The sequence below is a fragment of the Clostridioides sp. GD02377 genome (assembly GCF_045899875.1).
In the GTDB taxonomy this organism is placed as follows: domain Bacteria; phylum Bacillota; class Clostridia; order Peptostreptococcales; family Peptostreptococcaceae; genus Clostridioides; species Clostridioides difficile_A.
Map to the genome: position 1 here is coordinate 1 of NZ_JBJODA010000016.1, position 22,734 is coordinate 22,734.

Annotated in this window: 16 protein-coding genes; 15 read left to right on the forward strand and 1 reads right to left on the reverse strand. The window is 30.0% G+C overall.

Features of this window, described 5'->3' with window-relative positions; all coding sequences use genetic code 11:
- Positions 1-353 precede the first annotated feature (353 nt).
- The 12 genes from Q3304_RS14320 (at position 354) to Q3304_RS14375 (ending at position 17,300) form a co-directional block, all read left to right on the forward strand.
- Positions 354-1,052, forward strand: coding sequence for a response regulator (locus tag Q3304_RS14320; protein WP_074180128.1), 699 nt, complete (start codon positions 354-356; stop codon positions 1,050-1,052).
- 280 nt (positions 1,053-1,332) lie between these two features.
- Entirely contained in the window at positions 1,333-2,421 is a 1,089-nt protein-coding gene (locus Q3304_RS14325; protein WP_054277418.1) for a hypothetical protein, read from the forward strand.
- 183 nt (positions 2,422-2,604) lie between these two features.
- Positions 2,605-3,861 (forward strand): serine hydroxymethyltransferase, encoded by a 1,257-nt coding sequence (gene glyA, locus Q3304_RS14330; protein WP_407814266.1) that lies wholly within the window; start codon positions 2,605-2,607, stop codon positions 3,859-3,861.
- Between the two features lie 452 nt (positions 3,862-4,313).
- On the forward strand, positions 4,314-5,915 hold the full coding sequence (locus Q3304_RS14335) for a GGDEF domain-containing protein (protein ID WP_407814265.1): 1,602 nt from the start codon (positions 4,314-4,316) through the stop codon (positions 5,913-5,915).
- Positions 5,908-7,491 carry a tetratricopeptide repeat-containing diguanylate cyclase gene (locus Q3304_RS14340; RefSeq protein WP_407814264.1) on the forward strand — a complete coding sequence of 528 codons (1,584 nt, stop codon included), beginning with the start codon at positions 5,908-5,910 and terminating at the stop codon, positions 7,489-7,491. The genes Q3304_RS14335 and Q3304_RS14340 overlap by 8 nt, the downstream gene beginning before the upstream one ends.
- A gap of 5 nt (positions 7,492-7,496) precedes the next feature.
- Positions 7,497-8,765, forward strand: coding sequence for an EAL domain-containing protein (locus Q3304_RS14345; RefSeq protein WP_407814263.1), 1,269 nt, complete (start codon positions 7,497-7,499; stop codon positions 8,763-8,765).
- Between the two features lie 49 nt (positions 8,766-8,814).
- Complete coding sequence (locus Q3304_RS14350) at positions 8,815-10,461, forward strand: peptide ABC transporter substrate-binding protein (protein WP_407814262.1); 1,647 nt, start codon at positions 8,815-8,817, stop codon at positions 10,459-10,461.
- Positions 10,462-10,496: 35 nt separating this feature from the next.
- On the forward strand, positions 10,497-11,441 hold the full coding sequence (locus tag Q3304_RS14355) for an ABC transporter permease (protein WP_065388493.1): 945 nt from the start codon (positions 10,497-10,499) through the stop codon (positions 11,439-11,441).
- A complete protein-coding gene (locus Q3304_RS14360; protein WP_407814260.1) occupies positions 11,425-12,420 on the forward strand; it encodes an ABC transporter permease in 996 nt (331 codons plus the stop codon). The genes Q3304_RS14355 and Q3304_RS14360 overlap by 17 nt, the downstream gene beginning before the upstream one ends.
- Positions 12,398-13,402 (forward strand): ABC transporter ATP-binding protein, encoded by a 1,005-nt coding sequence (locus Q3304_RS14365; RefSeq protein WP_407814259.1) that lies wholly within the window; start codon positions 12,398-12,400, stop codon positions 13,400-13,402. The genes Q3304_RS14360 and Q3304_RS14365 overlap by 23 nt, the downstream gene beginning before the upstream one ends.
- Positions 13,386-14,345: an ABC transporter ATP-binding protein gene (locus tag Q3304_RS14370; protein WP_407814258.1), complete on the forward strand. Its 960-nt coding sequence runs from the start codon at positions 13,386-13,388 to the stop codon at positions 14,343-14,345. Before Q3304_RS14365 ends, Q3304_RS14370 begins: the two co-directional genes overlap by 17 nt.
- Before the next feature lie 180 nt (positions 14,346-14,525).
- Complete coding sequence (locus tag Q3304_RS14375) at positions 14,526-17,300, forward strand: calcium-translocating P-type ATPase, PMCA-type (protein WP_054271407.1); 2,775 nt, start codon at positions 14,526-14,528, stop codon at positions 17,298-17,300.
- Positions 17,301-17,384: 84 nt separating this feature from the next.
- Here the strand turns inward: Q3304_RS14375 and Q3304_RS14380 are convergent, their stop codons facing one another.
- Positions 17,385-17,924 (reverse strand): prolyl-tRNA synthetase associated domain-containing protein, encoded by a 540-nt coding sequence (locus Q3304_RS14380; RefSeq protein WP_167640007.1) that lies wholly within the window; start codon positions 17,922-17,924, stop codon positions 17,385-17,387.
- A 545-nt stretch (positions 17,925-18,469) separates the two neighbouring features.
- On the opposite strand from Q3304_RS14380, the gene Q3304_RS14385 reads away from it, so the two are divergent.
- From Q3304_RS14385 to Q3304_RS14395, 3 genes are all read left to right on the forward strand, one after another.
- Entirely contained in the window at positions 18,470-19,615 is a 1,146-nt protein-coding gene (locus Q3304_RS14385) for a polysaccharide deacetylase family protein (protein WP_407814257.1), read from the forward strand.
- Between the two features lie 27 nt (positions 19,616-19,642).
- A complete protein-coding gene (locus Q3304_RS14390) occupies positions 19,643-21,262 on the forward strand; it encodes an alpha/beta hydrolase family protein (protein ID WP_407814256.1) in 1,620 nt (539 codons plus the stop codon).
- Between the two features lie 223 nt (positions 21,263-21,485).
- Entirely contained in the window at positions 21,486-22,664 is a 1,179-nt protein-coding gene (locus tag Q3304_RS14395; protein ID WP_054271403.1) for a cation diffusion facilitator family transporter, read from the forward strand.
- The last annotated feature ends 70 nt before the right edge of the window (positions 22,665-22,734 follow it).

The following is a 22,734-nucleotide window of genomic DNA, read 5'->3' on the forward strand; positions in this document are numbered from 1 at the left end:
CTAAAAGAAGGATTAAGACTAATAACAGTTTAAAATAAATAACTTATGTAAGAACCGTAGGAACTACGGGGATAGCCTGTGGAGAATTGGTAAGACATATTTTAGTATGCAAAATTCTATGAAGCAGGAATCCTGTGACTTTAGTCATGGGAGGTTCAGATGGACATAAAGTCAAGTGATAAAGAGGGTACTTACATAATGATTAAAATTCCTATTGAAAATTGTAAGGAATATGAATAGAGCTTGTTTAAAGTTAATGAGTTTTATAAATGTTAAGAAATATATTAGATGTTTTTATGTTGTTTTATATATCTTACTTTTTTATATTATTAAGCTAAAAGGGAGGAATTCTCATGAGAAGAGCACTAATAATAGATGATGAAGAAGCTGTTTTAAAAATAATAACACATTTTATAGAAATGAAAGATATGCCGATAAAGATTGTTGGTAAAGCAACATCTGGTGATGAAGCAGTAGATAAAATAATTGATTTAGAGCCAGACATAGTGTTTATAGATATTCAGATGCCCATATATAATGGGTTAGAAGTAATAGAAAAAACATCTCACCTATCTAAAAAAATAAACTTTGTGGTAATAACTGCTTTTGATTATTTTGAATATGCGCAAAAAGCCTTGAGATTAAATGTGAAAGATATACTTCTTAAACCATTAGACATGGACGAGTTTAATAAGACTATAGAAAATATTATTGGCTATCAATATACTAATAATAATTTATTAAATGAGATACTAGAGTATATAAATTTAAATTATAGTAAGGATTTAAAACTAAATGATTGTGCTAAGTTATTTTTAACTAATCCATCTAATATATCTAGGATTTTTAAAAGTAATTTGAATACAACTTTTATATCATATCTAAATCATATAAGAATAGAGAAGTCAATTGAGTTACTTGAAAATACTACAAAAAGTATAAATGAGATTGCAGAAATGGTTGGTTATAATAGTCTAAATAATTTCTATAAAAATTTTAAGATAGAAAAAGGAATGACTCCAAAGGTCTATAAATTAAATACTAAAAATTGAAATTGATAAATAAAAAGTCAATATAGATAATTGTTTGAGAGTGTCTGAATAAGTATACTTTAATTATAGTAAAAATTAAAGCGCTTTAAACATATTTAATAATATTAAACCTTATAAAAGCTATACCTATTTATATAAAAAAATATATATAAATAAAAAAAAAGATATATAAAATAAGAAAGTAAATCAAATACTGTTCCGAAAAGACAGAATTTTCATTTAATTTACTAAGGATTTATATTTGTTGAAGAAGGTAACTTTATAATGGAGGTAATTTAATATGTCAGACAAAGTGAATGTGAAAAATATTATCTGTATTGCAGGAGCTTATTTAGCAACGGCAATTGGTTCTGGATTTGCAACAGGTCAAGAAATACTCCAATTTTTTGCCTCTCAAGGGTATATGGGTCTAGTTGGAGCATTAATATCAATGGTATTATTTTCATTTCTTGGTGCTGAAGTTATAACTAGAGGTAGAGAGTTAAAACTTAAGGAACCAACTAGAATTTACACTTTTTATTGTGGAAAAATTTTAGGAAAATTTTATGAATGGTTTAGCCCAATATTTTTATTTGGAATTCTTATAGTAATGATTTCAGGTGCAGGTTCAACTTTAACTGAATACTATGGCATAAATCCTTATTTGGGAAGAGTTTTAATGGCAGTAGCTACATTAATTACAGTATCTATGGGTCTAGAAAAATTAGTAGGTATACTTGGTCGTATTGGACCAGTAATAGCAGTATTTACAATTGCTGTTGGGTTAATAAGCTTATTCAAACATTTCGATGGGTTATCTATGGTTGGAGAAGCTATGAAGAATATTGAAGTTACAAAAGCATCAGGAAGTCCAATAGTTTCAGGTGTAATATATAATACATTAAATATTATTGTAATGATTGTTTTTTTAACAGGTATGGGGGCTTCTATTGAAAGTAAAAAGGATGCTTTCTGGGGAGGTCTATTAGGTGGAGTAGTATTTATGACTGCTGGAATTGTTATGTATTTAGCTATGATTTCAGATATAGGAAATCTATATATGAAAGAAATACCATCACTTTATTTAGCAGATAATATATCCCCTATTGTGGGTGTGCTTTTCTCAGTTGCACTTATATTAGGTATTTATACAACAGCTGTTCCACTTTTATGGTCTGTAACTAATAGAATAGTTGAAGATGAACACCCTAAATTTAAACTTGTAACAACAGTAATAGCTATTTTGGCTTGTATAGGTGGTTTTTTACCATTTGGTAAACTTGTAAATATTTTATATCCATATACAGGTTATATGGGACTTTTGATTTTAGTTTGTATGGTATATAAAGCAGTCACATGTAGAGAAAAATCAACACAAAGTCAGGAATAGAGGCACTAATGAATAGTTTCTAGTTAAAGAAATTTTTATATAATCTAAACTTAAAAAGTCAAAATAGTTAAATAAATTGCAAGATATGATAATATATTTAATTTAAATAATGTAGTAAAATATAAATATAAACAAAGTTAAATTAAATTTATAAAAATAATTAAATTAAAAAGGGGTGTTATTATGTTAAAAACAACAAAAATTTCAGACCCAGAGTTATATAACATTGTGGCTGGGGAGTTAGTTAGACAAGAGCATAATATTGAAATGATAGCTTCTGAAAGCACAGCACCAACAGAAGTACTTGAATTAAGTGGATGTGTATTTACAAATAAAACTGAAGAAGGTTATCCAGGTGCTCGTTTTCAAGCAGGTTCTGAAGAAGCAGATAAACTTGAAACTCTAGCAATCAAACGTGCAAAAGAAGTATTTGGAGCAGAACATGTAAATGTACAGCCATATTCAGGCTCTACAGCCAATTATTGTGTATATTCATCAATATTAAAACCAAATGATACTGTTTTAAGTATGCGTCTTGACCAAGGTGGACACTTAACACATGGTAGTACAGTTAACTTTTTACATGATATTTATAAATATGAGTTTTATGGAGTAGACCCAGGTACTGGACGTATAGATTATGATGCTCTTGAAGCAAAGGCAAAAGAATGTAAACCAAAGTTGATAATTGCAGGAGCAAGTTCATATCCAAGATTAATAGACTATGAAAGAATATCAAAGGTTGCAAAAGAAGTAGGGGCTTACTTTATGGTAGATATGGCACATGTTGCAGGATTGGTAGCTGCAAAAGTAATTCCTAGTCCTGTACCTTATGCAGATTTTGTTTCTTCATCTACAACAAAAACTTTCTGTGGACCAAGAAGTGGTATTGTACTTTGCAAAGCTGAACATGCAAAGAAACTTGATAAAGGTGTTTTTCCAGGAACATTAGGTTCTATACATCTTAATACAGTTGCAGCGAAAGCCTTTTCACTATTATACTTGAGTACAGATAAATTTAAACAAATAATGGAACAAGTGGTAGTAAATGCTCAAACCTTAGCATCTGAACTTATTTCACATGGTTTTAGCATTGTAAGTGGAGGAACTGATAACCATATAGTTATGGTTGATTTAAGAAGCAAAAATCTTACAGGAAAACAATTTGAAAAAGCTCTTGAATATGTAGGAATAACAGTTAATAAAAATGTTATACCTGATGACCCACAGTCACCATTTGTAACTAGTGGTGTTCGTATAGGTCTTACATCAATATCTCAAAGAGGCCTTAAAGAGAAAGAAGTTATACAGATAGCAGGAATAATGAATAAGGTAGCAGAAAATATTGATAATAAAGAAGTATTAGATGATTGTAAAGAGGAAGCTCAGGAGCTTATATCTAAGTTCCCATTATATCCAGAAGGGTATTTTGAAGATTAAGTATATTGATTTATATAACCCACAACTTATAAAGCCTATAACATAAAACCTAATAATATATAATTACTATAAGGGGATGCCTCAAAATAAAATTTGAATCATCTCCTTTTTTTGTATAAAATTTGTACAAAAAATAAAAACATGCTTATTGATTACTTTTAATTTATGTGATACTTGCTCTGTAAAAAAGCAAAAACTAGATTATAATTGTGGCAAATAAAGGTATTATAAACACATGGTACTATAATTATAAACTAAAATAATTATTATACCAATACAGTTCTTATAAGAATCTATAAGTTATTGATATCTAAGGCAAAAAAGGTATATTAATTACTACAAGAGATAATCATATATCTGTTTAATACTTATGAGACACAAATTGATATCTCATTGTGGAAAGCTATGCTTGCGTGTTATAATGTTATAAAAAATGAATTTGGAGTAATGTCATGATTGAAAACTATACTTTGTGTGAAATTGAGGAATTAAAGAGAAAAATACATGAAAACATTAATGTAAACGATGATGTTGTTTGTGGGCTTTGTGATAAACTGATTTCGCTTGCAAAAGAAAGTAAAGATTGGCAAAGTGTGGCTTTTGGATATATATGGCGTGCCGATTATTATTTCTATGTAGAATCAAATATGAAATGTGTATCAAAAGAATTGGAGTATGCACAAGAGTATATCAATGAAAAGAATCCAAGTGAGTTATTAGAAAAGTTTTATTCATTATATAGTTTACTTTTTTCAAATTCATATGATAAACAATCTGCATTTAAATACACTTTAAAAGCTCTGGATGTTTCTGAAAAATTAGATATCAAATACCGAATTGGTATGAATTATGGAAATATTAGTGCTCATTATTTGGACTATGAACTATATGATGAAGCATTGCTTTATTTAGATAAAGCGATGGAAGTATTACGTTCTTTGCCAAATACAAAACCACGCTTTCTGAGAATACTATTAATTAATTTCATTAATGTATATTTAAAATTAGGTAAACTTGAACTTATGAAATCAACTATTGAAGAATTGAGTTCACTTCCCTTTGAAGATAAAGATTTAAAATTATATGTTGATTATGCATATTTGCTTTATTATTCAGAGATAAAGGATGAAGAAAAGAGTTTATATTATTTACAGGAAATGTTCAATGATGGAATTATGACTTTTCCAAATCGAATTTATATCATAGAGTTTTTGATGAATGCATTGGAATCAATGATACATATTAAAAATCAAATCAAATCAAGTGAATTATTACAAGCCTTACGAGAGCTAATAAAAGAAGATGAGCCAGAGCCTTTATTGAAGTTGTGTAAGTTGAATATTCAGTACTCACAGAGGTTTGAGACAAAACAAGAACTATATTACCATTATCGTGAGTACTACGATTTATATTTAAAAGCACAGGCTCAAGTAAATCTATTAAAAATCGAAGGTTTAGTTGCAAAAATTGAATTAAATGATACCTATACTAAGTATAATCAATCAAAAAAAGTATTAAAAGAATTGTATGACCTTGTAAATTATGATGAATTGACTAATATATATAATCGTTATTATTTTAATATTAAGCAAGATGAAATTATCAATAGCAATAAATATACAAATATCGGTCTTGCAATATTTGATATTGATTACTTTAAAGAATACAATGATTATTATGGGCATTTAGCAGGAGATGAAATATTAAAACAAGTAGCTAGTACCTTAAAAGAGAAGGCAAATGAACAAATGGCCATCTTTCGCTATGGTGGTGACGAATTTATCTGCCTTAGTTGGGATTTGAACTTTGAACAAATGGATGAATATGTGAATCAAATAAAAGAAGCAATAAAAGAAAAAAATATTGAACATATACATTCACGATGTTCAAAAATAATAACATTGTCAATTGGCTATGGAAATAAGACCGTTTCAACTAAAGTGGATTTACTTAATTTATTTGATGAAGTGGACAAAGCACTATATGTTGTAAAGAATAATGGTAGAAATAACTCTAAATCAATAATTTCTATGGAAGGGGTGCATAATGAATAACTATAATGTACTATTTGAACAAATTCAATTGATAATTGAGCGAATTCAGCACCGTTTCGAACATAGTCTTAGATTTAATAAACATGATTGTGATAGATTATTGACGATATCAGAACAGTTAAACTGTTTCTATGGACAAGCATTAGCTCATGTGTATTTAGCACAATATTTTCAAATGAAATGGGATGTAGATGCTTATAATTTTCATTCAGAGAAGGCAAGAGAACTCGCTGAGAATAAAAACTATTTTGATGTTTTAATTGAATATTTTAAAATAGAGGGTTTGCGAAATATTACTATTTGTGATGAAATAGCAGCACTTACTATATATTTAAAAGGTATTCAAACTGCTTATAAAATTAAAGATAAAAAATCATGTGCTATTTTCTATAACAATATTGCAGACATACTTTACACAAGTGGTGTATATACAGTTGCAGAACAATTCTATACAAGAGCATTAGATGTTATAAAAGAGGTTCCTATGAAAAATGTGGTCTTTTATTATAAATCTATACTTGTCAACCTATTACATCTTTATTGTGTCCAAGGAGAATTGGATAAAGCTAGAAAATATCATGAGGAATGTTTAAGTGTAAAATGTGAAGTTGGCATTTTACCTTTGTTATTTATGGAAGGGGAAATACGTCTCTTATTATTAGAAAATAAGGAAATAGAAGCATTACATAAAATAGATAATTTGATAAAAAAGTTGATTAAAAGTAAAGAGGATGCGTTTTTACTGAAATCTATTTATTTAAATCTGATGGAATTTTTACTTTTGTTGAAGAGAGAAGAAAATGCAACATGGTGTTTAAAACAATTAGATACACTGTATAAAAATGCAGATCAGGATATAATGATAAAGATTCAAGAATTACATGTCCAATATGCAATTTTATTTGGTCATGAAACTGATGAACTTTATGAAACTTTTTACGAGACTATATTAAAAGGGGAAATGGCAAGTAAAATATCAACAAGAGAAAGCTTTAAAAGCCTTATTTCTCTATATGAAACAGAAAAAGAACAGAATCTCATGTTGAAAAAGCAAGCTAGTTTACAAGTAGTAGCAGATATAGATGAACTTACAAAAATTTATAATCGAAGATACAGCAGTAAAGTTATCAGTAAATTAATCCAAGATGATGGGACTTTATCTATTGGATATGTTATGGTTGATATAGATTTTTTTAAAGAATATAATGACTACTATGGTCATTCAAAAGGCGATGAGGTAATAAAAGAAGTTGCTAATTTATTAAAGAAGAACTTGCCAGACAATGCTTTTACTGCACGATATGGAGGAGATGAATTCACATGCATATTTGTAGATAGAAGTGATGATGAAATTATTACATTTGTTAAGTCAGTTCAAAAAGAACTGAAAGACAAAAACATTGTACATTTAAAAAGTAAAAATTCCAAACAACTTACTTTATCTTTTGGGATATATAATGAGATGCATGTGCATGGTTGTGATGAATTAACTCTTATTAAAAAAGCTGACTTAGCTTTATACCAATCTAAAAAGAAGGGAAGAAATGTATATACAATTTATAAACAAAGGAGTTAATCGTGATGGAAATGGAAAATAATATCACCTTAAAATATGATACTTCATATATTTTGGAAAAATATTGTGATATAAAAGGTAGCGAGGAAAAATATGCATTAATACAACTAAACATTAAAAATTTTCGTTATTTTAATACAAATTATGGAAGTAAAGCAGGAGATGAAATCCTGACATTGGTCTTTCAAAAAATAATGATGTTTTTGGAAGAAAAAGAATATACTGGATACCTATATGCAGATAACTTTGTTCTTTTGTTAAAGTGCGATGATTCTAATTATCTTATATATGAACGATTGATACCACTAATAGACATATTGTACCGCATAGATGATGAGCGAATTTATAGAAATCTTTTTATGTCTATGGGGGTTTATGTGATTGTTGACCCAAAAGTCACATTTTATGATGCATTAAATTATGCAAATCTGTGTAGAAAAGAAAGTGAAACTTTATTTAATAGAAGTTCCTGTGTAGAACTTTATGAGGAATCTTTTTATAAGAGTTATATGAATCGTATGAAACTGGAAATAGATACAGCCAATGCATATAAAGATTATGAATTTGTTACATATCTACAACCAAAAGTTAGTTTAATAAGTGGAGAAGTCATAGGTGCGGAGGCACTACTTCGTTGGTTTGATAAGGATGGAAATAGTATTCCATTATATAAATTTCTTCCTATTTTGAACCAAAATAGCTACATTATATTAATTGATATTGATACTTTTGAACAGATGTGTCAGTATCTGGATACAAGAATAAAAAACAATCAGAAGGTTGTGCCAATAAGTTTTAATATTTCAAAGTCACACTTTTATGATCCAAGGATTGTTAAAGACTACATTGATGTGTTTGAAAAATATAATATTCCAAAGAAATATATTGAAATCGAATTTATGGAGTCAATTTCTTTAAATGATACTGAGCGTTTGAAAAAAATAGTATCAGATTTCAAGGAATATGGGTTTACATGTTCACTAGATGATTTTGGAGATGGATATTCTTCTTTTAATGTATTGCTTAATGCTCGTTTTGATATTATCAAGATGGACCGTCAGTTTTTTTTAAACAACTTAAATGGTAATAGCAGTTTAGTAATAAAGACCATTATAGATTTAATTCATTCTTTAAATATGAAAGTTATTGCTGAAGGTGTAGAGTCTGAAGAACATATAGAGTGTTTAAAAGAATATGGGTGTGATATGGTTCAAGGCTATTATTACTATAAACCTATGTCAATTGATTCATTCAATATGATATTGGATTCATAGAGTGACTTTAAGGAATTATAAAAATTAATTATTTGTGAGGGGGAGAAATATGAGATTCAAAAAGATTATAACTCTATTAGTAGTAGCTATGCTTGCACTTAATTTGGCTGCATGTGCTACATCTAAGCCAGGAGATACAACACAAGGTTCAGTGTTTCAGGGGACTCAAGGAAAGGATATGGTAACATTAAATGTTACATCAGAGCCTACAGAATTGAATCCAATGAGAATGAGTGATACTATTGCCCAAAGTATTCTCTATCATTGTATGTCTGGGTTTACAAAGTTGAATGACAAGGATGAGCCAGTAGCTGATTTAGCAGAAAGTTGGGATATAAATGATACTGATACAACTTATACAATGCACTTGAAAAAAGATGCAAAATGGTCAAATGGAGACTCAGTAACTGCAAACGATTTTTACTATTCTTGGATTACACAGATGAAACCTTCTACTGGAAGCATATTTGCTGCATATCTATATAAGAATATTAAAAATGGAGAAGCTTTCTATAAAGGAGAGGTTGACGAATCACAGCTTGGATTAAAGGTGCTAGATGACTATACATTAGAAATTCAATGGTCTCATCCAATGCCTAATGGTTTGTTTTATTTGTCACAGCCATACTTCTTGCCAATAAATCAGAAGGCATATGAGAAAATTGGTGATAAACAGTATGCTAAGGACGCTGATAAAATGGTGACAAATGGAGCATATAAAATAACAGAATGGGTACATGATGACCATATTACAATGGAAAAATCTGAGGAATATTATAATGCATCAAAAATTAATATTCCTAAAATGAAGTTGGTTATGATAGGAGATGCAAATACTAGTTTGAATGCATTTACTGCTGGAGAAATTGACCTTTGTAGCCTATATAATGAGCAAATTAAACTTGTGAAAGAAAAAAGTAAAGATGCTGTTCAATCATATATAGATGGAGGGTCTTGGTATTTAAGCTTTAATACACAAGATAAGTATCTCTCTAACATAAATTTAAGAAAAGCACTTTCATATTCTGTTGATGTACAGAGTCTGCTTGATAATGTAATTAATGACGGTTCCATAGCAGCTGATGGTTTTGTACCAGATGTTATAAAAGGTGTCGAGGGCACAAGTTATGCAGAAAAACGTGGTAGCCTATTTAAGTACGATAAAGGTAAAGCAAATGAACACCTTAATAAGGCATTACAAGAACTTGGTAAAGATAAAAAAGATATTAAACTTGTATTTTGGGCATCAGATACAACATATAATCAGAATCAGGCTGCCTATCTGCAACAACAATGGAAGGAAAATCTTGGGCTGGATGTAGAACTTAAATTTACAGCAGTGAAAGCTTTGTCTGAAGCAATGACAAATGGTGATTATAGCTTTGCGATGGATGGATGGGGACCTTCTGAAAATGATGCAATTACATTTTTGGAAAACTATACAACAGAAAATATGAATAATCATGTAAAGTATTCCAATCCAAAGTATGATAAGTTGATTGAGGATTCTATTAATGAGAGTGACCCTAGAAAACGTCAAGAGATACTGATACAGGCAGAAAAAATTCTAATAGATGATATGGTTATAGGACCAATGTATTTTACATGTACTACTTATGCTGTTTCTGATAAATTAGTTGGTCTAGTACGTACACCATTTCAATTCTTTAACGTTTTGAATGCACATATTAAATAAAAAATGGGACAGGAGTAGACAATATGTCTTTACAGATGAGATATATCGGTAAGCGCCTTCTTTATTCGGTACTTACTGTTTGGGTTTTAATTTCCATTACATTTTTACTGATGCAGATGCTTCCAGGAGACCCTTTCTCTGGGGTTAAGGTACTTAATCCTGATGTAAAAGCTGCTTTAGCTACAAAGTATGGTTTAGATAAGCCTATATTGGAGCAGTATGGAATATATGTGAACAACTTGATACATGGAGACCTTGGTTCCTCAATTGTATCTGGTCGTCAAGTAACAGATATCATAGCCCAGGCATTCCCAGTTTCTTTGGAACTGGGAATACGGGCTTTGATTTTTGCAATCATTTTGGGTATTTTGTCAGGGATAGCAGCAGCTTTGAAGCATAGAACAAAGTGGGACACGTTGACGATGATTTTGGTACTTCTTGGAGTGTCTGTTCCATCATTTATTATGGGTGCGCTATTACAATATTTTTTTGGAATCGTGTTATTTCAATTTACAGGTATTCGTTTTTTTGCAATTATAGGATGGGGAAGTGAAAATAGTAAGATTTTACCTGCATTTGCGCTAGCTTTTGGCTCTATGGCGAGTATTGGAAGATTAATGCGTTCTAGTATGCTTGATGTACTTAGTCAAGACTATATTCGTACAGCAAAGGTGAAAGGAATTAAGAAAAAAGATATTGTTCTTCATCATTGTTTACGTAATGCATTAATGCCAGTAATAACAGTTCTTGGTCCTATGACAGCAGTCCTATTGACTGGGACATTTGCTGTGGAGTATGTATTTTCTATTCCAGGTCTTGGAAAATACTTTGTAGACTCAGTGCAGGCCAATGACTATCCAGTAATTATAGGAACAACATTGTTCTTTGGTGTGTTTCTTGTGTTGTGTAACCTAATCGTGGATATTTTAAATAGTTATATAGACCCCCGTGTGAAATTAGGAGGTGAGGAAAATAGATAGTAATAAAAGAATACTTGTTAATGAAGATTTTGCTTTTGCTGATGGTTGCAATTCAGATATGGGTAATAACAAGCTGGTACGCCCATCTATGAGCTTTGCAAGAGAGACTATATTCATATTGTGTCACAATAAAATTGCAGTAGTATCGTTTATAATGATGCTTATTTTGATTATAGGTTCAGTGTGTATTACGATATTTTGTAATTTTGATTTTGCATCTCAGAATGTGGCATATGCAAATAAACCTTTTTTTAGCAAAGACCCAACTAGTGGTCTTACTCATATCTTTGGTACAGATAATCTCGGGCGTGATATTTTTGTACGTATTTGGTATGGGACACGAGTATCACTTTTAGTAGCAGGAGTTGTAGTTATTATAGATGGAATAGTAGGAGTAGTATATGGTAGTATTTCTGGATATATAGGTGGAACTGTTGATAATGTAATGATGCGTATATTGGAAATCATTAGTGGGATTCCATATCTTGTTGTTGTTCTTTTACTTATGGCAGTGCTTCCACAAGGAATTGGAACCTTGATTATAGCCTATACACTTGTGGGATGGACTAGTATGGCACGATTGGTGAGGGTGCAAGTAGTTTCTCTTATGGAGAGAGAATTTATAATTGCTGCAAAAACTATGGGAGCAAGTATGAGACGAATTATTTTCTGCCATCTAATTCCTAATATGTTAGGGATAATAATTGTCCACATGACATTGAGTATTCCAGAAATTATATTTACAGAAGCATTCTTATCAATGTTGGGAATGGGAGTTCCACCACCATATCCATCACTGGGAATCATGGCAAATGAAGGTGTTGCTGTTTTTCAGACTTATCCAGTAAGGTTTGCAGTGCCAGGACTCTTCATTTGTTTGATAATGCTTTCTTTTAATCTCTTAGGAGACCAACTTCAAGATGCCATAAATCCTAGATTAAGGAGATTTGCTGATTATGGACGATATTCTAAGAATTAGGAATTTAAATGTATCTTTTGAGATATATAATGGAACAGTAAGTGCAGTTCGAGGTGTTTCACTTACTATGAATAGAGGAGAGATTCTTGCATTGGTGGGTGAAAGTGGTTGTGGTAAGAGTGTAATGGCACAATCCATTTTGAAGTTGAATCCTTCACCACCAGCTAAGATTATGGGTGAAGAATTGAAACTTATGAACTTTGATATTTTGAATGCATCAGAAAAAGATATGGAGCAAATAAGAGGTAACTTAGCAAGTATGGTTTTTCAAGACCCTTTAACTTGTTTGAATCCTACTATGAAAGTAGGTAAGCAGATTACTGAATCTCTATACCGAAAAGAAAAAATGTCATTATCTGATTGCAAGCAAGAGGCAGTTAGATTACTTGAAATGGTACAGATACCAAAGGCCGCTCTACAAGCAGAACAGTATCCTCATCAATTTTCAGGAGGAATGCGACAACGTGTGATGATTGCTATGGCTTTGGCATGTAATCCTAAACTACTTATCGCAGATGAACCTACAACAGCCCTTGATGTTACCACACAACTGCAAATCTTGAAACTTATTGCAAAAATTAGAAAAGAGATGGGAACAGCTGTGCTTTTGATTACTCATGACTTTGGAGTTGTGGCAAATTTAGCAGAACGTGTAGCAGTAATGTATGCTGGAAAGATTGTGGAAGAAGGTAATGTAAAAGATATTTTCAATAGAGCAACACATCCATATACACAGGCATTATTAAGAACACTTCCTACATCAGGAGATATAGGTAAAAGGATATCTATATTGGGAAGTCCACCTAATTTATCTGATTTGCCAGTAGGCTGTTCTTTTTCAAAGAGATGTCCATATTGTATGCAGATTTGTTTAAAAGAAGAGCCACCTTTGTTTAAAGTGTCAAATAGCCATAGTGCTTCTTGTTGGCGTCTGCATGAAAGTTTTCCAAAGGAGGTATTGGGTGATGGAAAAATTACTTGAATTAAATAATGTATCCAAGAGCTTCTCTTTAGGAAAAAAGCGCAAGAATATTGTTGTTAATCATGTGAACCTAACTATTTATAAAGGTGAGACTTTAGGTCTTGTTGGAGAATCTGGTTGTGGGAAATCAACTCTTGCAAGAATCATTATGGGTGTATATCCGTCAAGTGAAGGTGAAATATTATTTCAAGGCAAAAAGCTAGAACTACATCGACAGAGTGCAAGAAAAGAATTTGCACAACATACACAAATGATATTTCAAGACCCATACATGTCTTTAGACCCATATATGACCATAGAATCTATTATTGCAGAGAATTTGAAAGTTCATGGCATGCTGGATAAAAATGCAAGGACACAAAAAGTATATGAATTGTTAGAAATGACTGGGCTTTCACGAGAATATGCAGGACGTTTTCTACATGAATTTTCAGGAGGGCAAAGACAAAGGATTAGTATAGCACGTGCACTTGTAGTTCAGCCGAATTTCATTATATGTGATGAACCAGTGTCAGCGCTTGATAATTCTATTCAGAGTCAGATTATAAATCTTTTATATAAACTAAAGATGGAGCTTGGTCTTACTTATCTATTTATTTCACATGACCTGAGCATGGTACGTTACATTTCTGATAGGATTGCTGTGATGTATGCTGGTAGAATTGTGGAAATTGGAAATGCTGAGGAGGTTTACAATACACCTTTACATCCATATACACAGATGCTCTTGCGTGCAGTTTTGACTACGAATCCTAATAATAGAAATATACTAGAGGAAGAAATGGATGTACAAGATGAAGTTGAAAGTTTTTCAAGTTGTGAAAAAGGATGTCCTTTTGTGAAACGTTGTAAAGTATCAACAGAACGTTGTGGGAAAGAAATGCCAGAATTATTTGAACACAAGAAGAATCATCTAGTTGCTTGTCACATGACAAGTGAATGATTTAGCTATTATAAAGAAGTAATAAAGAATAACATATGAAAATTTAAAAGAGGAGTTGAACTTAAAATTTGATTAGAAAAAATCAATTTTAAGACAACTCCTTATTTTTTTTGAGAAGTAATATACAAGCTATCATAAGCATATAATTCTCTATAGATAATTAACAAGGGGGATAAAGTTATGAGGTATTATAATAAACCTACCAAAGAAGTATTAAAATACTTAAAGACAAATCCAGAAGTTGGACTTGATGATAATGAGGTGGAAGAGAGGAAGCTTAGATATGGATTAAATGAATTTACAATAAAGGAAGGCCGAACATTTTGGGACGAGTTGGGGGAAAGTCTGACAGAACCTATGATATTAATTCTTATAGGAGCAGCAGTGATAAGTTCATTTGTGGGAGAATTGCATGATGCATTAGGTATCTTAGGAGCTATCTTTATTGGTATTTCCATAGGTATAATAACTGAAGGGAAATCTAAAAAAGCTGCTCATGCTCTATCAAAATTAACAGAGAATATAGAGGTAAAGGTACTTAGAAATGGAAAGATAGTTAAAATATCAAAAAATGATTTAGTACCAGGAGATATTGTATATATAGAAACAGGAGATATGATACCAGCAGATGGAAGGCTTATACAATCTATAAATCTAAAACTTAGAGAAGATATGTTAACAGGAGAATCTGATGATGTAGCTAAAAATGCTGATGCTATATTGGATATGGAGGTAGTTTATTCTAAAACAGAAATAATCGAACAAGATACAATACCTGCAAAACAAATCAATATGGTATTTGGTGGAACTCTTGTAGCATATGGTAGAGGGATAATGGTTGTTACTCACATTGGTGATAAGACAGAAATGGGTAAGATAGCACAGAACTTATCGAATGATGACCAGCAAACTCCACTTCAAATTAAATTGGGTAAGTTAGGTGCTAAAATAGCAGGAATATCAGGGGTAATAGCTACTTTATTGTGTATGTTTATGATTATACAAATGCAAAGAAAAGGACTGTTAATTTTGGATACAAGCAGTATCTTGTCCTTTTTACAATCATTAGAACCTGCTAAGAATGCGTATATGGTTTGTATTGCTTTAATAGTTGCTACTGTTCCAGAGGGTCTGCCAACCATGATAAATATTACTTTAGCTATAACAATGCAAAAGATGGCAAAGATAAATGCTTTAGTAACTAAGAAAGAGGCTTGTGAAACTATAGGTTCTGTTTCTGTAATATGTTCTGATAAGACAGGTACTTTAACACAAAATAAGATGATGGTAGAAGTAGCATATGTTGATGGTAAATATATAAGTAGTGGAGAATATCAGAGCAATAGTTATTTTGAACAAAACTGTATAGTAAATTCAACAGCAGATATAGAAAAGGAAGACAATTCATTTAAATATATTGGAAGTGCAACAGAGTGTGCATTACTTTTATATCATAACGATAAAAACTATAATGAAATGAGAAAACAAACTTATTTAATATCACAAATCCCCTTTAGCTCAGAGGAAAAGAAAATGTCAACATTAATTCGTCAAGAGGATTCGGATATACTGCTTTCAAAAGGAGCTCCAGAAGTATTATTAAAGAGATGTTCTTATGTACAACAAGGAAAAAGTATTGTCCCAATAACTCCCAAAATAGAAAAAGGTATTCTCGATGAAATTAAAAAACTACAAATTAAATCTATGAGAACATTGGGGTTTGCTTATAAAAAGATGACTAAATCTAGAACAGAAGTTGCAATAACCTCAGAAGGAGAATTGAATTTAATCGGAAACCCAAGAGGGTATGAGAAGGAAGAAAATTTAGTGTTTAGTGGATTTGTAGGAATAGTAGACCCATTGAGAGCAGGAGTTAAAGAGTCTATTGATAAGGCATTTAATGCAGGTGTAGATGTAAAAATGCTTACAGGTGATAATATCAATACAGCAACTGCTATTGGAGATGAATTAGGATTATTGAATGATGGCAAGAAGGCAGTTGAAGCAACCTATATAGATGTGCTGACAGATGAAGAGTTAAGAGAAGAAATAAAAGGAATATCTATTGTAGCAAGAAGTAAACCAGATACAAAGATGAGAATAGTTTCTGCACTTCAAAAAAGTGGTGAGGTTGTAGCCGTAACAGGTGATGGTATAAATGATGCTCCAGCTCTTAGTCAAGCAGATGTTGGTATTGCTATGGGAATCTCAGGTACAGAAGTATCTAAAAATGCAGCAGATATAATATTGACTGATGATAGTTTTAGTACAATAGTAGAGGGAATAAAATGGGGAAGAGGTATTTATGAAAACTTCCAAAGATTTATACAGTTCCAGCTTACTGTAAATATAGTAGCATTTATAATTGCTATAATATCTCAACTTACTGGTAAAGATATGCCATTTACTACGATACAATTATTATGGGTAAATATAATAATGGATGGTCCTCCAGCTCTTGCATTAGGATTAGAACCTGTTAGAGATTATGTGTTGAAAAGAAAACCAATAAATAGACACTCTGGAATAATAGCTAGGTCTATGTCTATAAACATTATTATAAATGCTATCCTTATAATTACAATTGTATTTACACAATCAGCTTTTAATATATTGGGAGCCACACCAGATGAACAAGGTACTGTTATATTTTCTTTATTTGCATTCAGTGCCCTTTTTAATGCATTGAATTGTAGGGAGTTTGGCTTTAATAGTACAATACCTAATTTCTTTAAGAATAAGTTGGCATTACAAATAATAGTCGTTACAGGTATAATCCAGATAATATTTACACAAGTGTTCCAGAGTTTCTTTAACTCTGTTTCTTTAGATTTTAATATGTGGATAAAAATAATACTATTTGCATCAACTATTTTAATATCGAATGAATTTGTAAAATTAGTCCTTAGAACGCTAAAAAATAGCAGAACTAGGAATCTTAGTATCAAAAGTTAATTTTATAAGACCGCAAAGTAGAATATATCATGACTTTGCGGTTTTGTGTTTTATACAAGTATCTTTCTTTAATGTTTCTTTATATTACAATTCAATTATAGATGGTGTATGACATACAAAAGGTAAAAAATCGTGAATGACTTGATTTGTTTTAATTTTCATATAACTAGTAGTAGTCCCATCACTACATCCATACCATTCTTCATTGACAACATCCTTATCAAAAACAATTTGTATAATATTATCATTGTCAAGTATAGCACTGAAAATAGTAGCTGCGCCAATTTTAGTACCTAACATCTTTTCCATCAATTCAGCAGGAGCAAAAGAAACTCTAGATACTCCTAATGCATTGCTAAAATTAGCTGACTTAAAGGGTTTATCACCTGGCATAATAAATAGATAAAAAGCTGTTTTTTGTCTATTGCAAAGAAATAGAGTCTTTACCATCTTCATATCTAATTTTTTATCAATCTGAATACAATCCTCCATTGTAATTGCTTCATCTGTGTCAACACGTTCAAATTCAATATTCAAATTTTGTAATATTTTATATACCTCTTTTTGTAATGGAGTATCAAATTTAATAGGTGCTTCTGTATAAATATCACTTACAAAAAACATGATTTATTTCATTCCTTTCCGTTTAAAATCCTATGTGCATAGTGTATCATAAGGTTATAAATTATAAAAGCGAATGTTTATCATATAAAATATGATAAAATCAGATGGAGGTGAGGTGTACATAGTATGGATATGAATATTCAAAAATATATGACATTTGTTAAGACTTCCAATACTTACAGAGTTTGAGACTATTTTTTTAGAACAAGATAAATTATCAGAATAAAATATAAAAACAATTAGTTGAAAAAATACTTATAAAAAGATACTTATTCAAAGTTTTAAATTAAAATATATTATAAATAAAAAATCATATTATAAATAATACTTGGGAAAAATAATATCATAATTCTAAATAGTATGTACAAAGCTTGATATAAATGTATTAACTTGTTTATAAATACAAATTTAGATTAATGTTACTATTAATATGGTGTATAGTGATAAACAAATTAAACATAATAAATAAAAAGAATGTAAGTAATAAGTTTTTATTTTAATATAATAAGCTTTATTATTTATAAGCATGTTGAAGGAGAAATATTATGAAAAATTTGGTTATAATATTATCTATAGTTATAATTATGTCCATCAGTAATTTTTCATATGCTTTTTATGATACAAATTTAGAATATGAAAAAAATAATTCAAAAATAAGTGAAAATACAAGTAAGTATTATGAAGGTAAAATTGAACATATATTTGTACATCCATTAATCGTATATCCAGAAATGGCATTTGATGGTGATTATGAATCTAAAACATTTTCTAAATGGTTTGTTACTACAAAAGAATTTAAAAAAATATTGGATAACTTATATCAAAGGAACTTTATACTTGTATCATACAAAGATGTATATGAGGAAAAAGAAGTTGGTGGTAAGAAGTTAACAGTAAGAAAAAAATTATTGTTACCAGAAGGAAAAAGACCAATTATTATATCTATAGATGATATAAATTATAATCAATATATGTTAGGTAATGGAATAACAGAAAAAATTGTTCTAGATAGAAATAATGAGTTAGCTGGATATATTAAAAAACCAAATGGTAAATATCTTATTAGTACAGAAACAGAAATGGTTCCTTTAATTGAAGATTTTGTAAAACTACATCCTGATTTTTCTCATAATAATGCAAAGGGAGTTTTAGCAGTAACTGGATTTGAAGGTATTTTGGGTTATAGAATTCAAAGAGATTATCCAAATAGAAATGAAGAATTAAAACAATGTAAGAGAGTAGTCTATAAGCTAAAAGAAAATGGATGGGAATTTGCTAGCCATAGTTATGGACATCCAAATCTCAAAAAAATTTCTCTAGAAAAGCTTAGAGATGATACTATTAAATGGGAAAAAGAAGTTCAGTCAGTCGTTGGAAAAACAAAAATATATATACCTCCATATGGTGAGTTTCCTAATGAGTCATCTAAAGGGTTGGAGTATCTTCAGTCAAAAGGATTTACGATTTTTGCAGGTGTAGGTCCAATATCATATGAAAAAATTTATAAGGATAAAAATTTAGTTATTACTGATAGAAGAAACATAGATGGTATTACTCTACTAAATAAGAAAGAAAAATTTTTAGATTTATACAATGCAGATAAGGTTATAGATTATAATGCTAGAAAGGTTAATAATATAAGTATGAAGGTAGAAAGAAAGTTTACTAGAAATCCAATAAATAGTATTTAAACAGATATGATAGAAAGGAATAAATTTATGAAATCGAAAAAATGGATTAGTATGATTTTATCTATAGCAGTAATAAGTGCTCTTTTTGTAGGTTGTACAAGTAATTCTAATTCTAGTGTAGTTTCAAATGAAAAAATAACATATGAGATAAAGTCGACAAAAAATAATGACAACGAAATTGAATCTAATAAGTTTAGTTTGGGAACATCAGAAATGGTTGTAAGGGGGAAGACCATACCTTTTAAGATAGAAGGTATAATATCAGCTCCTAAAGATATAAAAGAAAAAGCACCTATAGTGTTAATTTTTCATGGGCAACATGGAGATGGAGAAAATGATTTTGAAAATGGATTTAAATATCTTACTGAGGATTTAGCTAAAAATGGTATTATAGGAGTGTCTATTGATACTTCAGTAAACTATACTTTTCAGTATGGAGAACCTGTAGAAAATGAAAGGATAACATATCTGACTCAAGCTTATATAAAAGCTTTTCAAGATGCATATGATGGCAGTAAAAATGGATTTGGAATATATCTTAAAGACAAAGTTGATTTAGATAATATTGGTCTTATAGGTCATTCTGTAGCTGGTTCTGGGGTATTAAAAATAGCACAAGACCAAATACAAAAAGGATTTAAAGGGATAAAAGGAATTATATCACTTACACCAGCCTATAATAGTCCAATAGAAAAGTTTCCAGATGTACCAACAGCAATAATAGTATCAGAGTATGATGGAGATGTTATCCATAGTGGGGATGATGTTTTTTATGATATATCCTTCGATAAAAATAGAAAAAGTCCACTAGGACTAACTTATTTAGTAGGTGGAAATCACAATGCATATAACTCAGTTTTAGGAGAAAAAGAATTTTCTCCACCACGAGATACAGATGGCACTTATCCTGAAAAATTAGGAAAAGAAGAACATAGAGAGTTCTTTTCTAATTATGCAGTTGACTATATGAAATCTATTTTTGATTTTGATGATAGTGAATCTCCTATTTTTAGTAAAAATGGATTGCCATCTAAAATGTATGGGTATCAGACATTAAATAAAGTTAAATATAGCGGTTCTTTAGAATTATTCAACAAAAAGTCATTTGAAAATATAGACTCAAGTAATGTTGATACAAAAGAGTTAGTTGAGTCAGAACGATTAGATAAAGATACTGCAAAACTTTTTAGTAATATAAGTTCAAGTGAAAATTTAGATTTATTGCAAGTTGATTGGAAATCTAAAGATGGAAAAATAGAATTGCCCTTAAATAATAAAAATTTAAAAGATTATTCTGCATTAAAATTTAGATGGGCGTTAAATTCTCCTAGTGAGTTAAATAGTAAAGATAAAATAGTTTCATTTAAACTTAGCTTAGTCGATTCTAAAGGAAAAGAAAGTAGTGTGACTTTGGATAATGATAAAGTGTCTGCTATGAAGTATTTTGAGGGTAAAGCTGTGAGAGACGAATATGTAGAAGGTAAATTTATGGAGTTTTGGTCAAGGTATACTCCAATAAGTGATACAATAATACCTATTGATAAGTTTAAAAATATAGATTTATCTAATATAAAGGGTGTTAAAATTGAATTTGAAAATCCAGAAACAGGTTCGATTATGTTAAATAAAATAGTTGGTATAAAATAGTAATACAAGTCCTAGATGAAATTATAAAATATCTAGGACTAGTTTTATTAGAATCCAATAATTTAAGCTAAGAATACATTGCATTTATAATAAATGTATAAAATTAGTAATATCTTATTGATATATGAACTTTTAAGAATTTTATAGACGAATTATGTTATCATAAATAAAGATATAAATTCTAAAATTTGTCAGTAAAACAGAAGACAAGGAGGTAAATTTTATGTTTTCAAAAATCCTGGTCAAAACATTTATCAAAGATAGTGAAAACGTTCAAAATAAAGATGTTAGAAATAAGTATGGGTATGTAGCTGGAGTAGTAGGTATATTATCTAATTTACTTTTATTTGTAGTAAAAGTGTCTATAGGTATGCTTACATCAAGTATAGCTATAATGGCTGATGCATTTAACAATCTTTCTGATATGGCATCCTCAGCGATAACTATGATAGGTTTTAAATTAGCAAGTAAGCCAGCTGATAAAGAGCATCCTTTTGGACATGGAAGAATAGAATATTTATCGGCGTTAATTGTGGCGTTCATGGTAATGTTGGTAGGACTTCAATTTATAAAGTCATCTGTGGAAAGGATAGTAAATCCAGTACCTATAAAATTTGAAGTAATACCACTTATACTTTTAATTGCATCTATAATGATTAAAATTTGGTTAAGTAAATTTAATAAATTTATGGGAAATAAAATTGACTCCTCAGCCTTAAAAGCAGTTTCACTTGATGCTTTAGGAGATGTATTTACATCGAGTTGCGTAGTTATATCATTTGTCATAGCTAGATTTACTAGTTTACCTATAGATGGATATGTTGGTATTGTAGTATCACTAGTAATACTTTATGCTGGATTTTCTCTTGTAAAAGATACTATAAATCCTCTTCTAGGAGAAGCACCAGATGAAGAAATGGTAAAATCTATTATAGAATCATTATTATCTTATGAACATATTATAGGTACACATGATTTAATAATTCATAACTATGGAGTTGGACGATGTATAGCATCTATACATGCAGAAATTCCATCAAATATAGATATAATGGAGATTCATGAAATTATAGATAATGCTGAGAGAGAAATATCTGAAAAATTAGATATGTATTTAGTAATTCATATGGACCCTATATGTCTCGAAGATGAAGAAGTTATGTCAGCAAAAAAAGAACTTGAAGAAATACTTAAGAAAAATAGTCTTGTAAAATCTATGCATGATTTCAGAATAGTTGGAAAGGGAAGTAAGAAAAATTTAGTGTTTGATATAGTAGTTAATCCTTCTGAATTCTCTAAGAATATGTCAGAGGAAGAATTAAAAGAAGATATAACTAAATTGGTTAAGGAGATGAATCCTGAATATAATTGTGTAATTGTTGTAGATAAGGATTTTATTTAATGATTAATTAAAATTATTGTAAGGAAAAAAATGTAAAATATATAGACAGGAAGATGTTGGCATAATATAA

Bases quoted from the DNA above. Each gene is read 5' to 3' on its own strand.
- Q3304_RS14395 (WP_054271403.1), top strand. From the start codon at position 21,486: ATGTTTTCAAAAATCCTGGTCAAAACATTTATCAAAGATAGTGAAAAC.
- Q3304_RS14365 (WP_407814259.1), top strand. From the start codon at position 12,398: ATGGACGATATTCTAAGAATTAGGAATTTAAATGTATCTTTTGAGATA.
- Q3304_RS14355 (WP_065388493.1), top strand. From the start codon at position 10,497: ATGAGATATATCGGTAAGCGCCTTCTTTATTCGGTACTTACTGTTTGG.
- Q3304_RS14340 (WP_407814264.1), top strand. From the start codon at position 5,908: ATGAATAACTATAATGTACTATTTGAACAAATTCAATTGATAATTGAG.
- Q3304_RS14350 (WP_407814262.1), top strand. From the start codon at position 8,815: ATGAGATTCAAAAAGATTATAACTCTATTAGTAGTAGCTATGCTTGCA.
- Q3304_RS14335 (WP_407814265.1), top strand. From the start codon at position 4,314: ATGATTGAAAACTATACTTTGTGTGAAATTGAGGAATTAAAGAGAAAA.
- Q3304_RS14325 (WP_054277418.1), top strand. From the start codon at position 1,333: ATGTCAGACAAAGTGAATGTGAAAAATATTATCTGTATTGCAGGAGCT.
- Q3304_RS14345 (WP_407814263.1), top strand. From the start codon at position 7,497: ATGGAAATGGAAAATAATATCACCTTAAAATATGATACTTCATATATT.
- Q3304_RS14370 (WP_407814258.1), top strand. From the start codon at position 13,386: ATGGAAAAATTACTTGAATTAAATAATGTATCCAAGAGCTTCTCTTTA.
- Q3304_RS14320 (WP_074180128.1), top strand. From the start codon at position 354: ATGAGAAGAGCACTAATAATAGATGATGAAGAAGCTGTTTTAAAAATA.
- Q3304_RS14380 (WP_167640007.1), bottom strand. From the start codon at position 17,924: ATGTTTTTTGTAAGTGATATTTATACAGAAGCACCTATTAAATTTGAT.
- glyA (WP_407814266.1), top strand. From the start codon at position 2,605: ATGTTAAAAACAACAAAAATTTCAGACCCAGAGTTATATAACATTGTG.
- Q3304_RS14375 (WP_054271407.1), top strand. From the start codon at position 14,526: ATGAGGTATTATAATAAACCTACCAAAGAAGTATTAAAATACTTAAAG.
- Q3304_RS14390 (WP_407814256.1), top strand. From the start codon at position 19,643: ATGAAATCGAAAAAATGGATTAGTATGATTTTATCTATAGCAGTAATA.
- Q3304_RS14385 (WP_407814257.1), top strand. From the start codon at position 18,470: ATGAAAAATTTGGTTATAATATTATCTATAGTTATAATTATGTCCATC.